We start from the raw sequence: 13629 nt of genomic DNA, 5'->3' as shown, positions 1-13629 counted from the left end.
CCCGCTCGGGCTTCGCCCACCCCGGCCGGTTCGCCGGCCTGTACCGGGACGCCTACCGGACGGCGCCGAGCGCCACCCTCCGCCTGCCGGTCTGAGCCGCCGTACCGCGCGGAGTCGCCCGGGGGCGGCCGTGTGCATGACCTCGGGACGGGCGGGCAGACGGGTCAGTGTCCTCGCAAGTCTTCGGTTCGCCCGGGATCCCACGACCCATGTGCCCCTCCCTCGGCCCCGCGGCCTTCCACCGCCGCCGCCTCGGCTTCCCCGCGCCCGACGCAGCCGCCGGGCGTGCGGGCATGAGCTTCGTCCGCCGCGCCCTGGCCGGCTGGCGGCTCGACACCCCGGCCGAGGCCGCCGCCGACGCCGTCCTGGTCGCGGCGGAACTCCTGGCGAACGCGGTGGACCACGGCGGCGGGGTGCGGTCGGTGGAACTCGAACTCCAGGGGCAGCGGCTGAGGATCCGGGTCACCGACGCGAACCCCTTGCCGCCGGTCCTGGGCGAGCACCACCCGGAGGCCGCCCACGGCCACGGCCTGTTCATCGTCGACCGCCTCTGCCTGCGGTGGGGCTTCCGTCCCACGGACTCCGGCAAGACCGTCTGGGCCGACGTCCCGCTGCCCCGGTCAGCCCGCCGGGCCGGGTTAGTGCTCCCCACGTAGGCGCTTCCGGGCGCCGCCGCGGTCCACCCTGCCCGACGGATCACGCTATGCACAGCCCGGAAGACGAAACGGTGACGGTGTACCGGGCCAGTAGGCGAAACCGGACGGCTACACCTGCCCGCCCGGGCCGTCGTCGTCCAGGAGGGCGAGTCGGGTTCAGGTAGTCGTGGCACCGCCGGATGCGGGCGGAGTGCTGCTCCAGCACGGTCCGGTGGAACGCGCCGACCTCGTCGCCACCGGCGCCCTCGGCGTTCCACGCGTCCTGGCTGCGGAGGATCGAGCCGTACACGGCGTCGTCGGACTCCGTCTCCCCGGGCATCGGCGGCCTCCTCCGGCTCGGAACCGTCTCCTGGCCCGCGCGTGCCCCTCGGGGCGGAGGCAAACGGCCCGCGCACGGCCTCAGCGCCGGTCGCGACGTCGCTCGCGGCGCCGTCCGTTGCGCCGGAGGACCGCGCTCGGCCAGATCAGCCAACAGAGGGTGAACCAGAGCAACGCGGCTCCGCTGATGATCCAGGCCGCCGGGGAGTTCCCGGTGGCCGTGCGCAGCAGGAGCAGCAGGGCGGAGGTGATGGCGAGCGCGAGCAGCACCATCCCGGCGGCGATCAGCCGGCCGGCCACGCGGATCAGCTCCGGCTTCATCCCGTGGCCGGACAGGAACCGGTGGAAGGCGACCGGCGCGATCAGGGTGCCGGTGGCGCCGGCGCCCAGCACCACCGTGGCGACGTACAGGTCGCGGTCGAACTCGGGGAGGGTGGGGAAGCGCGGGGTGAAGACCACGGCGAGCAGGAAACCGAAGAGGATCTGGGCGCCGGTCTGGCAGACCCGGACCTCCTGCAGCATCTCGCTCCAGAGCCGGTCGGCGCGCTCCTCCGGGGTCTCGTCGCGGCCGGGGCCGGTGCGGTGGCGGTCGTCGGACATGGGGCTCGCTCCTGGGGACGGGAGCCGGGCGGGCGGCTACGCGGCCCGCAGCCGGATCCCCGCCTCCTCGGCGTAGGTCCGTCCGTAGTCCTCCACCACCTGCCGGGCGGTTTTCGCGGCGTCCATGACGGGCAGCTCCCTCGTCGTCCGGGTCGCCGGGTACACGTCCTCTCCCGCGACTACCCGGCCGGGCCCGGACGAATCGGCTCCGGCCCGCGGCTCCCCGTTTCCGGGCCGGGCAGCCGGGCAGCCGCCCAGCCATGGACCAGACCCAGGCACCCGTACTGGACACCCTCGCCGCGCTCCACGACAGCCCGCTGACCGCGTTCGCCCCACCCGGCCACCGGCAGGGCCGTGGGACGGACCCCCGTGTGCTGAGGGTCCTCGGCGGGGACGTGTTCCGGGCGGACGTGCTGGCCACCGGCGGCCTGGACGACCGCACCGCCTCGCGCGGGATCCTCGAGCTCGCCCAGCGGCTGATGGCCGAGGCCGTCGGGGCCGGGGACACCTTCTTCTCCACCTGCGGCAGCTCGCTGTCGGTGAAGGCCGCCATGCTGGCGGTCGCCGGACCGCACCAGCACCTGGTCGTCGGCCGGGACGCGCACAAGGCCGTGGTCTCCGGGCTCATCCTCGCCGGCATCCGGCCCCTGTGGGCCGACCCCCAGTGGGACGCGGACCTCAACCTGGCCCACCCGCCGTCCCCCGAGGCGTTCGACCGCGCCTTCCGCGCCCACCCCGACGCCCGCGGTGCGCTGGTCACCTCGCCCACCCCGTACGGCACGTGCGCCGACCTCGCGGCCGTCGCCGAGGTCTGCCACCGGTACGGGCGGCCCCTGATCGTCGACGAGGCGTGGGGCGCCCACCTGCCGTTCCACCCCGACCTGCCGCGCTGGGCCATGGACGCCGGTGCCGACGTCTGCGTCACCTCCGTCCACAAGATGGGCTCCGGGCTGGAACAGAGCTCGGTCTTCCACCTCCAGGGCGACCTGGTCGACCCCTCGGTCCTGGAGCAGCGCGCCGACCTGCTGGCCACCACCAGCCCGTCCGTGTTGGTCTACGCCGCCCTGGACGGCTGGCGGCGCCAGATGGTCCAGGACGGCCGTCGCCTCTACGACGACGCCCTGACCCTCGCGGAGGAGACCCGCGCCCGCATCGACGCCCTGCCCGGCCTGCACGTCCACGGCCGCGCGGACTTCTGCGGGCCCGGTCTGGCCGCCGACCTCGACCCGCTGCAGATCGTGGTCGACCTCTCCGCGCTGCGGATCAGCGGCTACCTCGCCGGCGACTGGCTGCGCTCCCACCACCGGATCACCCTGCACCTGTGCGACCACCGCCGGATCAGCGCCCAGCTCACCCACGCCGACGACCGGGTGACCACGGCCGCCCTGCTCGACGGTGTGCGCGAACTCGTCGACGTCGCCCCCGGCCTCGGGCCCACCACCCCCGTCCTGGTGCCCGACCCAGCGGACCTGCGCCTGGAGCAGGTGATGCTGCCCCGGGACGCCTTCTTCGGCACGGTGGAGCAGGTGCCCGTGGACAAGGCGGCCGGCCGGATCGCCGCCGAGATGCTCACGCCCTACCCGCCCGGCATCCCCGCCGCCCTCCCCGGCGAACGGCTCACCGCGGACGTCCTCACCTACCTGCGCACCGGCGTCGACGCCGGCATGCTCGTGCCGGACGCCGCCGACGCCGGGGTCGAGACCGTACGGGTCGCGGTGGAGGAACCGGACCGCACCGGGGACGACGTCTCCCCGACCTGGAGGGAGTGAGCCGGCCGTGGAGCGCATCGGACACCTCAGCGTCGTCGTCCTCACCCAGGCCGCCGGTCCGGTCATCCGGGTCGCCGGCGAGATCGACCACTACTCGGTGCCCCACCTGGAGGCCGCCCTGAAACAGCCCTGGGCGTCCCGGGACGTGGGCATCGTCGAGGTCGACCTCGGCCAGGTCACCTTCTGCGACTCCAGCGGACTCAACGCGCTCCTCGCCGCGGACAGCCGCGCCCGCGAGCACGGCAGCCGACTGGAGCTGACCCATGTGCCGCCGCCCGTCGCCCGGCTGTTCGCGGTGTCCGGCGCGGACCGCGTCCTCGACATCCGTCCCCCTCGAACAGGGTGACCGCGGGGGCAGGTACGGCCGCCGTTTTCCGGCCCCGGCCGAGGGTAGGCGCAGCCGTCCGAGCGACCAGGCGAGGAGACGATCATGACCTCACCCGACCCCGAACCCCGTGGAACGGCCGGAGTGGACGCCCGCGGCAACCCGTTCCCCGGCGACACGCCGCCGGCCGAGGGCGGGGTGTCCGGCATCTCCACGCCGGAGCCGCCCGAACTGCGCCACGCCTGGGGCACCTGGCCGGCCTGGCTGGTGGTGCTGCTCTGCGTGGCGGTGTCGCTGATGCTGATCGGCGTGATCATCGCCCTGGCCGTGTGAGGAGTGCCATGAACGCCCGCCCCGAGCACCTCCGCGGCGCCACGGCCCTGGTCACCGGCGGCTCCCGCGGACTGGGCCTGCTGATCGCGGAGGAACTGCTCACCCGCGGCTGCCGGGTGATGATCTGCGCCCGGGACCGGGAGGAACTGGTCCGGGCCGAGGAGCACCTGGCCGGCGTCGGATCGGGCGAGGTCGCCGCCACCGCCTGCGACCTCACCCGGCCCGACGCCCCGCGCCTGCTCACCGACGCCGTCCGCCACCGCTTCGGCGCGGACGTGGAGCTGCTGGTCAACAACGCCGGGCTGATCCAGGTCGGCCCGCTGCGCTCGCTGACCACCCGCGAGTTCGACCGGGCGCTCGACCTGATGACCACCGCCCCGCTGCGGCTGACCCTCGCCGTGCTGCCCGCCATGCGCGCCGCGGGCCGGGGCACCATCGTCAACATCACCTCGGTCGGCGGCCGCATCCCGGCCCCGCACCTGGCGCCGTACGTGGCCGCCGAGTTCGCTCTCACCGGCCTCTCCGCCGTGCTGCGCGCCGAACTCGCCGCCGACGGCATCAGCGTCACCACCGTGCTCCCCGGCCTGATGCGCACCGGCTCGCACCGCGCCGCGCAGTTCGCCGGGCAGCCCGAGCAGGAGTACGCCTGGTTCGCCGCCGCGGCCTCCCTGCCGCTGCTGTCCATGAACGCCCACCGGGCCGCCCGGGCCGTCGTCCGCGCCGCCGAACACGGCCGTCCCGAACTGGTCCTGACCCCCGCCGCCAAGCTCGGCACCCGGGTGTACGGCCTGGCCCCGGCCACCACCACCCGCGCCCTCACCCTCGCCGCCCGGCTGCTGCCCGGTGCGGGTCCGCGTCCGGCCCGTCCGGTCCGCGTCGCCCGCGTCGCCGCCGTCGCGGAACGCCACCCGGTGGTCGCCGTCCTGACCCGCCCCGGCGCCCGCGCGGGCCGGCGCACCAACGAGCCATAGCCGTGACCTGCGGCCGGAGGTCGCATGGAGACCGCGGCGTCGACCCCGTCCGTCGCCCCGGAGGCCGCGTCGCGGCCGTCCGTTCGAGGGAGGAATCGTGATCTGGTTGCTGTTCAAGCCGCTCAGGACGCTGCTCGCCGCCGTGGCCCTCGCGCTGTTCCGTCGCCGGCACCGGGCCACCGGAGCCGGCCACCCGCCGGGCACGGCGGACCACCCCTGGCGGGCCCTCCTCGGCACCGCGGCGCTCAAGGGACCCGGCTACGCGGTGACCTGGGCGCTCGTCCACCGGGCCCGAACGGCGGCCGCGCGCCGCCGCACGTCGCATCGTTCCCGCCGGGCCGGAGTGGCGTAGGTCGGCCTGAGGTGGGGAGACGTCCCGGCCAGAGCCTTTCGGCAGCCTTCCGGCAGAATCGCAGGGACCGGTCATGGAATCCCTCGCCGACGGCGTCACCCGGCACCGCCATCTCGACTTCGACATCAACGGCTCGACCTCGTGGCTCCGCGGCGGCACGATCTTCGTCCGGCGCGCCCTCGCCGACTGGAACCTCACTTCCGTCCGCGACAGCGACGACGACGTCGTCCTGGTCGCCCGTGAGCTGCTCAGCAACGCCGTCCAGCACAGCAGCGGCCCCCTGCGCCTGGATCTCGACTGGAAGGGCTCGCTGCTCCGCATCGCCGTGACCGACCGCAGCCATGAACAGCCCCGGCTGGAGAACCCCCGGGGCGGGATCGGCGGCTACGGCCTGGTGATCGTGGACCGCCTCGCCGTCCGCTGGGCGAGCGCCCCCGAGGCGCCGGGCAAGCGCGTGTGGGCGGAGGTCGAGGTGGAGCAGGACGGCTGACGGTCCGGCGCACGGGACGGTCCGGCGTACGGCCGGTCAGCCCGCCGCCGGTCAGCCCTTCGCCTTCCGCCACGCCTTGGCGGCATCCTCGACCTGCTCCTCCTCGTGGGCGCGCTGGCGCCCGTACAGCAGGCCGTGGCCGAAGGTGTCCTCACCGTGTCGCCGGGCCTCGGCGGCCAGTTCGAGCAGCGCGGGTTCGGCGACCACGCCGTCCTGGTGCGAGCCGAGCGGCTGCTGGATCCGCTTCATCCGCTTGCGCAGGCGCTCGGCGCGCCCCGGCTTGGCCGGACGGAGGGCCTCGGCCGCGTAGCGGGCGCGCTTGGCGGCCTTGCGGGCGCGGTGCAGGGCGGCGTCCCGGTCGGTTCCCGGCGGGAGGTCGAGGGCGGCACCGAGCTGGCGGACGGCCCGCCGTTGCTGCTTCTTCAGCGCCTTCCTCGCCTCCGGCTTGCCGCGCCCGGCCCGCTCGGTGAGCGGCGGACGGGCGGCCAGCTCCTCCACGGCGTCCAGCAGCGCGAAGTAGCGCTCGTTCTCCATGACGTGCACGGCCGCGCGGTGGGCGTACGCGTAGTGCCCGCCGAACCACTCGGCGATCCGGGCGCCCACCTCGTCGGGCCGCCCCGCCGCGGGCAGGGCGGCGGCCTGCGTGCCGAGCCGCTCGCCGAGCACCTCGGCGTCCCGGGCCCGGCCGAGCACCCGCCCGAACCAGCGCAGCTCCCGGCTCAGCGGCTCGGTCACCGAACGATCCACCACCCGGCGGTGGGCGGCCAGGGCGCTGCGCAGCCGCCGGATGTGGACGCGCATCCGGTGCACCGAGTCCGGCCGGTCCAGGCGGACGGCCGGATCCAGCTCCCGCAGCGCCGCCGCCTGCTCCCGCAGGTACGCGGTGAGAGCCGCGCCCACCGAGCCCTCGGCCGGTTCGGCGGCCGCCTCCGCGGGGAGCCCGTCCAACCGGCCGCCGAGCGCCCGCTGGAGCTTGGAACGGTCGGCGGCCCGGCGCAGACCCAGTTCGCCCAGCCGGTGCTCCACCGCGTCCAGCAGCTCCCGGGGCCCGTCGACCAGCTCCACCTCGGTCTCCACCCAGGCGTCGGCGGCCGCGCCGTCGGCCTCGAACGTGCCCGGTGCCAGGGGATGGGCGATGACCTCGTCCCGGACCAGCTCGGCCAGCACCCGGCCGTCCCCGCCCTCCAGCACCGTGCGCTCGCGGGTGGTCCGCAGGTGGGCCACCGGCGAGAGCGGCCGGCCGCGGGCCGCACCCCGGGTGAGCCGCACCATCTCCTCGGGCGGCCGCCGGCCGTCCTGGACGTCCAGCGGCAGCCGGGTCTCGGTCCGGCTGTCCTCGGCGCCCGGTGTCTTGAGGTGCCAGCCCGCGTCCTGGCCGCCGCTGCGGCGGCGCAGCGTGATCCCGCCGCGCAGCAGGCGCAGGTCCACGGTGTCGTAGTAGACCGCGTCCAGGTGCTCCGTCCCGCCGGGGACGACCCGGGTGACCCGCGGCAGGCCGTCGGGCGCCAGCGGCTGCGAGAGGGAGCCTTCGTACTTCCGCTCGATCTCCTCGTGTGCAGTGGTCATACCCGGCGTCTGTCCGGAATCGCGGCGCCCACGCCCGGCGGCGCGCGCCTGTGCGGCCCGGCTCGCCACCGGCCACAGGGCGGGCCGGAGGAGGTTCGCGACGGGGCGTGAAACGCGGCGTGAAGGGGGCCGTGGGCGGGCAAGCGCAAGAGTGGGGGAGGGAGGTGCGCCATGAACAAGCGACGCGGTTCGGGGGTGCCGCCGGACGGCCCCGGCGGGACGTCCGGCTTCGACGACGGCCAGGGGCCCGTACCGGAGTGGCGGACGGACCGCCGGGGCACGGAACCGGCCAACGCCCGGTCCGACCTGGAGCTGCGGCGGCTGCTCTCGCTGGTGTTCCTGGTGCTGTTCCTGTGCGGGACGGCGCTGTTCGCGGTCCTCGCCGCCCTCGCCGGACCGGGCCCCGCCCCCAACCAGGACACCTACGTGGTCTTCGCCGCCGTCTGCACCGGCTTCGCCGGCATCGCGGCCCTCGACCTGATGGTCATCCACCGCCGCCTCGCCGCCGGCCAGGGCCGTCGCCGGCTCCCCCCGCCACACCACTGACCCGGGGCGCGGTCGGCCTTCCAGGCGGGCTCAGTTCCGGTGAGTGATCGTCTTCTCCCGCATCAGCGTCGCCAACTCCGCGTCCGACACCGGGTGCAGCGTGTCCAGGAGCCGCCGCAGCCCCGCCTCGTCGACGGTCGGGCTGGCCACCGAGACCTCCGCGTCGCCGTGCCGGCGGGTGACGGTGACCGTGCGGTTGCCGCCGGGGTACTCGACGACCGTGACCACGTCGCCGTGCGCGTCCACGGTGCAGGTGACGTCCTCCAGGAGCACCGGGCACTGGGGCGCCGGCGTGAGCGGAACCCGCACCATGAGGCCCACGTACCCGGACTCCTCCACCTCCCGCTGCGGGAGGAGGTGGTACTCGACCTCGAAGGCGGCCGGGCCGACCTCCGCCCGGCCCATCGCCATCCGCGGCGGCGTGTCGACCAGGACCAGCAGCTCCGGACGCTCCCGGTACCGCGCGACCTCCCCCTCGTGCCGGCGCTGCTCCGCCTGCGCCGGGCCCACATAGCCCCCGTACGCCACCCCGGCGACCAGGACGGTCAGTGCTCCCAGCCACACCCTCCGGCTCGGGACGAGGAACGCCGCGGCCACGGCGTACGGTGTGCCCGTCAGCGCGATCCGGACGCCGGCGCTCCCCAGGTCGACGCCCCCGGCGTAGGCGGCCACGCCCGCCAGGACGCCGAGCGTTCCCAGGGCGAAGACCAGGACCGCCCAGCCAAGCCGTCGCGGCGTGGAGCGGCGCAACGGCACGAACGTGGTCACGGGTATCGAGGCCAGCAGGCCCACCGTCAGCGGCACACCCACCAGGAAGACCGGCACCACCGCGGCCGTCCCGCCACCCCAACCCGCCACCATCAGCGCGAAGCCCAGCGCCGGCACCACGGCCGACATCAGCGCCCAGACCAGGACGAGGTGCAGGGCCGTCGACATCCCGCCGTCACGTTTCACACCGCGCAGCCTCGCACCCGTCGCCCCCGCCGCGCATGAGTACGCGTACTCATCGCAGCTCCACCGCCAGGGCGGGGACGCGTGGGGCCGGAACCCGTCCGCATGGGTCGGCGGGCCGTGGGCAGACGTGGGGGTGACGTTCTGTGACCGGTATGCCTCCGGAGTTCCGTGATGGGTCCTTCCGCCGCGATGACGGCCTCGCACCACCGCCGGCTGGTCTTCGACCCGCCCGGCACCGCGGCCTGCGTGAGCGCGGGGGTCGCGTTCGTCCGGCGGGCGCTGGAGGACTGGGAGCTGACGGACTCGCCGGTGACGGAGACCGACGCGGTGCTGGTGGTCGCCGAGCTGCTGGGCAACGCGGTGCGGCACGGCGGCGGCGCCCTGCGGGTGGACCTGGACCAGCAGGGGACGCGGCTGCAGATCGCCGTCACCGATCCGGGCCCGGGCCGGCCGGTCCCGGCCCGCGGGCTGCGGCCGGACCGGGTCGGCGGTCACGGGCTGGTGATCGTCGACCGGCTCTCGCTCGACTGGGGCAGCATCCCGAACGCGGGCGGGAAGACGGTCTGGGCCGACCTCGCACTGCCCGGTTTGTGAGGACGGGCGGCGGGAGTCGGCCGGGACTCGTGGAGGTCCGGGGACGTACCGTGTCGGGGACCCGGCGCGGGGCAGGGGGTGACGGAGGGTGTGCGCACCGTAGCCGGCCGCGGATGGAGTGGTGTTTCATGTCGGAGTCCGCCGTGAGGTGCACGGCCGTCTGGCTGCTCGACAGCCGGTACCCCGACGAGTTGATCTACGCGGAACTCCGGTACGACACCAGCCGGCCGTACTCGGTGTGCCTGGCGGTCGGCACCTGCGACCCGGAGGTGTGCTGGTACTTCGGCCGCGACCTGCTGGCCGACGGGCGGAACGAGCCCAGCGGCGAGGGGGACGTCCGGGTGGCGCCCGGCCCGCCGGGTGAGGTACTGGTCCGCCTCGGGGCCGGCACCGGGACGGTGGTGGTCAGCATCCCGCTGGAGAGCGTGAACGTCTTCCTCACCGAGTGCCGCCTGCTGGTGCCGCCCGGCAGCGAGGGCGAACACCTGGACATCGACGCGGCGCTGGAGCGGCTGCTCGGCCGGGAGTGACGGGAGTGACGGGCGTGGGGGAGCGGGTACGGCGATCCGGTGAACGTTCCCGGTCGGGGCATGCGGGCGCGGTCGTCCGGGGAAGGCGTGCCGGGATCCGTCCACCACCCTGTTGGGAGTCCCCATGGCCGACGACTTCGTCATCGATGTGACCCGGATCCGCGACGAGGCGCGGAAGAAGATGGCCGACGGACCGGTCACCGACACGTACGGGCTGGACACCGCCAAGGTGATCGCCGTACTCAACGACGTGGTGGCGACCGAGGTGGTGTGCTGGCTGCGCTACACCCGGCACGCGATCTCCGCCACCGGCATCGACCGGGCCCAGGTGGCGGCGGAGTTCACCGAGCACGCCGCCGAGGAGATGCAGCACGCGCTGCGGGCCGCCGGGCGGATCTCGCAGCTCGGCGGTGAGCCCGACTTCGACCCGGCCACGCTGGCCGGGCGCGCCCACACCGACTACACCACCCCGGCGGGCCGGGACCTGAAAGCGATGCTGGAGCACAACCTGCTCGCCGAACGGATCGTCATCTCCACCTACCAGGAGATCGCCCGCTGGCTCGGCGACCACGACCCCACCACCCGGCGGCTCATCGAGTGGATCCTGGAGCAGGAGGAGGAGCACGCCGACGACCTCACCGACCTGCTGGCGGAGTGACGGCCGTACCGGGTTCGGAACCCACGGCCGCCGGACCCACGCGGGTGGCTCCGGCGGCCCGTGACGCGGACCGGTCTCGGTCCTCGCCGTGGCCGGTGACGAAGTCCCGGACGCGGTCGACCAGCCCGGTGCCGGGGGCGAGGAGCTGGTTCCTCCAGGACGGTTCGACGTCGGCCGGCGCGTCGCGGCCGATCCGGGTCGGGCGCCTGCCCGGTCCGCGTCCCGTCATGCGGGCGAATCGCGGACCACCTGGAGCCCCGGACCGGGTGGTCAGCCGGCCGGGTGGAGCGTGGGGTAGAGCCGGTCCAGCTGCCCGGCCACCCGTGGCCAGGAGTGCCGGGCCCGCGCCCGGTCGGCTCCGGCGATGCCCATCGCCAGCCGCAGCGAGGGATCGCCGAGCAGGCCGCGGACGGCCCGGGCCAGGGCGGCCGGGCGGCCGCGCGGGACGACGACGCCGGTGACGCCGTCCACCACCAGGTCCTGGACGGCGGGGGAGTCCACCGCCACCACCGGGACCGAGCAGGCCATCGCCTCCAGCACCGCCGCTCCGCTGGACGCCGGGGAGGGCACGGCCACCACCAGGTCGGTGCCGGCCAGCAGCTCGGGTACGCGGTCGTGCGGGACCTCGGGCAGGCCGCGCAGCTGTCCGCGGGACCCGCCGGCCCGTCCGCCCGCGATGGTGATCAGCACCCCGGGGAGCCGCTGCAGCGCGGCGGTCAGCAGCGGTACGGCCTCCGGGGAGCGGCCGCCGTCCAGGCTGAGCAGTCGCGGCGGGCCCGGCGGCGACTCGAACGGGCGGGGGAGGAAGAGGTCGGTGTCCACCGCGGGCGGCACCACGGCGACCCGCCGGCTGACCGCCCCGAGCCGGCGCAGCAGCTGGGCCTCGGCGAACGAGCGGGCCAGCAGCAGGTCCCCCTCGCGGGCCAGCAGGCTCTCCAGCAGCCGCAGCCGGGCGGCCGCCCCGGAGGTCGCGGCCGTCCGGCGCGCGGCCGGCAGCTCGGTGACCCGCTCCAGCACCAGCGGTGGCCGCCCGGCCAGCGACCGGGTCGCGGCGAGCGCGGCGAGTCCGCCGTCCAGGCCGCCCGCGTGGACCAGGTCGGGCGGGTCGTCCTGCCAGACCTCCGCGAGGGCCCGGCCGAAGACCGGGGTCGCGTGCAGCGGGTCCTCCGGGTTGCCTGGTCCGCCCGGTCCGACCGGTCCGGGAACGGCCCGCCGCGGCCTGGCGCCCGGCCGCGGCAGCGGCGTGCTGACCGACACCCGGTGGCCGAGTCCGGTCAGGGCGGCGGCCAGTGCGGTCAGCCGGGCGGTGGTCCGGCTCTCGGCGGGCCCGGTCCGGCCCGCGACGATCGCGATGCGCATCTGCTCCTCCGCGCGTCCGCCCCCGGCGCGCCGGGCCGGCTCGTGCCCGGCAGCGGCGGCCGGGTGGACGCGGTCAGTGCTTGAAGGCGTCCTTGGCCTTCTGGCCGGCCTGGGCGAGATCGCCCTTGATCCGGTCGGCCTTGCCCTTGGCGATGAGGCGTTCGTTGCCGACGGTCTTCCCGAGGGCCTCCTCGGCCCGGCCCTTGACGACGGTGGCGGTGTGCTTGGCCTTCTTGCGCGCGGTCACGGCCCTCTCCTCAGCTGGTGCACGGGGTTTGCTTCGGTGCGTCTGCCCGGCACCGGGAACCCCACACGCCCGGACGTCCGAGGGGGTGGGGTCAGCTGCCGGGGAGCCGCGCCTCCAGGTGGTCGGCGAGCACCCGGGTCTCGAACACCGGCTGCGGCGCGGTCGCCGGGCCGTGGATCACCTCGCCGTCCCGCAGCCGGAACTCGCTGCCGTGCCAGGGGCAGCGCAGGCAGCCGTCCACCACCGTCCCGTCCGCCAGCGGCCCGGACAGGTGCCCGCACTGCTCCGCGAGCACCCGGAAGCCGTCCTGCTCGCGGACCACCACGACGGAGAGCCCGCCCGCGTCCCGCCGGACCGGCTTGCCCGGCGGGAACTCCTCCACCGCGCCCAGCGCCGCCCACTCCGGCACGGTCGGCCGCAGCGTCGCGGACGCCCGGTGCGGACCGGCCGCCTGACGGTACGAGAGGTGTCCGCCGAGCGCCGCGCCGGCGGCGACCGCGGTCAGGCCGGCCATCCCGAGCGCGCTCCCGCGCAGCCCGTGGCCGCGCAGCCGGGACCAGAGCGAGGCCGCGTACAGCACCAGCCCGGTGGAGTTGGCGGCGGCGTGCACCAGGCCGGTGCGCCGCCGCGGCGGATCCAGTTCCGCCCAGTCCACCCAGCCCGCCACGGCGGCCGGTACGGCCCCGGCCAGGCCGGCCGCGACCAGGACGGCGGAGGCCCGGCGCCCGCCGGGCACACAGTCGAGCAGGGCCGAGGACAGCCAGCAGCCGACCGGGACCTGGACCAGCACCGGGTGCAGCGGGTGGCCGAGCGGTACGCCGTGCAGGACGTCCCGGTAGGGCCCGAACGGCACCGCCTCGGCCAGGTCGTGCAGCGGGCGCGCCGGTGCGTCCAGCACCCTCCAGCCGGCCGGCGCGTCCAGGAGGCGCCGTACCCACCGGGACGGGGATTCGGTGTGCGTGAAGGTGTCCATACGGCGCGGCTGGCCGATCCCGGACCTTTCAAACGCGAAACCCGCCGTGGGCGGGCATGACATGCCGGTGGGAGGGGCATGGTTCCAGCACGTCGGCCTGTCCCGCCAGGTCAGGCCCGGCGGCTCCACGGATTCCGGCTCCCCGACGGCGTGGTGACGGAACGTGAGTGACTAGGAAGCCGCCGATCGGGCAAGCGCTCTACCGCGCATGAGGACAGCAGGTGAGAGCAATGATCAGGATCAAGATCGTCAAGCGTCCGAGCAAGGAGGCCACGTCCCGGCCTCCGCTCGACCTCCGTACCCCGTCAGGCCGCCCGCTGCCCTACTGAGCTGACCGGTCGTCGCCTCCTCCCGGGAGCGCCGGCAGCGCCCCGCTCGGCAGGGCGTC

The 13629-nt window shown here is 75.6% G+C and carries 18 protein-coding genes; 11 read left to right on the top strand and 7 right to left on the bottom strand.

The genetic code is table 11. The features are described 5' to 3' along the window. The first annotated feature begins 209 nt into the window (after positions 1-209). A complete protein-coding gene (locus ABWK59_RS04545; protein ID WP_354638000.1) occupies positions 210-656 on the top strand; it encodes an ATP-binding protein in 447 nt (148 codons plus the stop codon). 40 nt (positions 657-696) lie between these two features. Here ABWK59_RS04545 and ABWK59_RS04540 read toward each other — a convergent pair whose 3' ends face one another. Both ABWK59_RS04540 and ABWK59_RS04535 read right to left on the bottom strand, forming a co-directional pair. Beyond that, a complete protein-coding gene (locus ABWK59_RS04540) occupies positions 697-975 on the bottom strand; it encodes a hypothetical protein (RefSeq protein ID WP_354637998.1) in 279 nt (92 codons plus the stop codon). Positions 976-1055: 80 nt separating this feature from the next. Next, the gene (locus ABWK59_RS04535) at positions 1056-1574 is read right to left on the bottom strand and encodes a DUF6328 family protein (protein WP_354637996.1); all 519 of its coding nucleotides are present in this window, start codon (positions 1572-1574) and stop codon (positions 1056-1058) included. Between the two features lie 260 nt (positions 1575-1834). Between ABWK59_RS04535 and ABWK59_RS04530 the strand changes: the two genes are divergently transcribed. The 6 genes from ABWK59_RS04530 to ABWK59_RS04505 all read left to right on the top strand — a co-directional run bounded on the left by ABWK59_RS04530 (position 1835) and on the right by ABWK59_RS04505 (position 5814). Beyond that, a complete protein-coding gene (locus ABWK59_RS04530; protein WP_354637994.1) occupies positions 1835-3343 on the top strand; it encodes an aminotransferase class I/II-fold pyridoxal phosphate-dependent enzyme in 1509 nt (502 codons plus the stop codon). A gap of 7 nt (positions 3344-3350) precedes the next feature. After that, the gene (locus tag ABWK59_RS04525) at positions 3351-3689 is read left to right on the top strand and encodes an STAS domain-containing protein (RefSeq protein WP_354637993.1); all 339 of its coding nucleotides are present in this window, start codon (positions 3351-3353) and stop codon (positions 3687-3689) included. A gap of 84 nt (positions 3690-3773) precedes the next feature. Beyond that, on the top strand, positions 3774-4001 hold the full coding sequence (locus ABWK59_RS04520) for a DUF6480 family protein (protein WP_354637992.1): 228 nt from the start codon (positions 3774-3776) through the stop codon (positions 3999-4001). 8 nt (positions 4002-4009) lie between these two features. Then, on the top strand, positions 4010-4972 hold the full coding sequence (locus ABWK59_RS04515) for an SDR family NAD(P)-dependent oxidoreductase (protein WP_354637991.1): 963 nt from the start codon (positions 4010-4012) through the stop codon (positions 4970-4972). Positions 4973-5069: 97 nt separating this feature from the next. Then, positions 5070-5324, top strand: coding sequence for a hypothetical protein (locus ABWK59_RS04510; protein ID WP_354637990.1), 255 nt, complete (start codon positions 5070-5072; stop codon positions 5322-5324). Positions 5325-5397: 73 nt separating this feature from the next. Further along, positions 5398-5814, top strand: a complete 417-nt coding sequence (locus tag ABWK59_RS04505; RefSeq protein ID WP_354637989.1) for an ATP-binding protein — start codon at positions 5398-5400, stop codon at positions 5812-5814. A gap of 51 nt (positions 5815-5865) precedes the next feature. On the opposite strand, the gene ABWK59_RS04500 is transcribed toward ABWK59_RS04505, so the two are convergent. Beyond that, complete coding sequence (locus ABWK59_RS04500; protein ID WP_354637988.1) at positions 5866-7380, bottom strand: CYTH and CHAD domain-containing protein; 1515 nt, start codon at positions 7378-7380, stop codon at positions 5866-5868. Positions 7381-7551: 171 nt separating this feature from the next. On the opposite strand from ABWK59_RS04500, the gene ABWK59_RS04495 reads away from it, so the two are divergent. Next, positions 7552-7926, top strand: a complete 375-nt coding sequence (locus ABWK59_RS04495; protein WP_354637987.1) for a DUF6343 family protein — start codon at positions 7552-7554, stop codon at positions 7924-7926. Between the two features lie 30 nt (positions 7927-7956). Here ABWK59_RS04495 and ABWK59_RS04490 read toward each other — a convergent pair whose 3' ends face one another. Next, on the bottom strand, positions 7957-8880 hold the full coding sequence (locus ABWK59_RS04490) for a hypothetical protein (RefSeq protein ID WP_354637986.1): 924 nt from the start codon (positions 8878-8880) through the stop codon (positions 7957-7959). A 171-nt stretch (positions 8881-9051) separates the two neighbouring features. Between ABWK59_RS04490 and ABWK59_RS04485 the strand changes: the two genes are divergently transcribed. From ABWK59_RS04485 to ABWK59_RS04475, 3 genes are all read left to right on the top strand, one after another. Then, positions 9052-9474 (top strand): ATP-binding protein, encoded by a 423-nt coding sequence (locus tag ABWK59_RS04485; RefSeq protein WP_354637985.1) that lies wholly within the window; start codon positions 9052-9054, stop codon positions 9472-9474. Positions 9475-9602: 128 nt separating this feature from the next. After that, the gene (locus ABWK59_RS04480; RefSeq protein ID WP_354637984.1) at positions 9603-10004 is read left to right on the top strand and encodes an SsgA family sporulation/cell division regulator; all 402 of its coding nucleotides are present in this window, start codon (positions 9603-9605) and stop codon (positions 10002-10004) included. 124 nt (positions 10005-10128) lie between these two features. Next, on the top strand, positions 10129-10662 hold the full coding sequence (locus ABWK59_RS04475) for a ferritin-like domain-containing protein (RefSeq protein ID WP_354637983.1): 534 nt from the start codon (positions 10129-10131) through the stop codon (positions 10660-10662). A gap of 270 nt (positions 10663-10932) precedes the next feature. Here the strand turns inward: ABWK59_RS04475 and ABWK59_RS04470 are convergent, their stop codons facing one another. From ABWK59_RS04470 to ABWK59_RS04460, 3 genes are all read right to left on the bottom strand, one after another. Further along, positions 10933-12021 carry a glycosyltransferase family 4 protein gene (locus tag ABWK59_RS04470; RefSeq protein ID WP_354637982.1) on the bottom strand — a complete coding sequence of 363 codons (1089 nt, stop codon included), beginning with the start codon at positions 12019-12021 and terminating at the stop codon, positions 10933-10935. A 73-nt stretch (positions 12022-12094) separates the two neighbouring features. After that, positions 12095-12268, bottom strand: coding sequence for a CsbD family protein (locus tag ABWK59_RS04465; RefSeq protein ID WP_354637981.1), 174 nt, complete (start codon positions 12266-12268; stop codon positions 12095-12097). A gap of 91 nt (positions 12269-12359) precedes the next feature. Beyond that, the gene (locus ABWK59_RS04460) at positions 12360-13241 is read right to left on the bottom strand and encodes a Rieske (2Fe-2S) protein (RefSeq protein WP_354637980.1); all 882 of its coding nucleotides are present in this window, start codon (positions 13239-13241) and stop codon (positions 12360-12362) included. Positions 13242-13629: the final 388 nt, after the last annotated feature.

This window comes from Kitasatospora sp. HUAS MG31 (genome assembly GCF_040571325.1).
Taxonomy (GTDB): Bacteria; Actinomycetota; Actinomycetes; order Streptomycetales; family Streptomycetaceae; genus Kitasatospora; species Kitasatospora camelliae.
The sequence above is the reverse complement of the archived record's forward strand: the minus strand, read 5'-3'. Positions and strand labels throughout refer to the sequence as shown.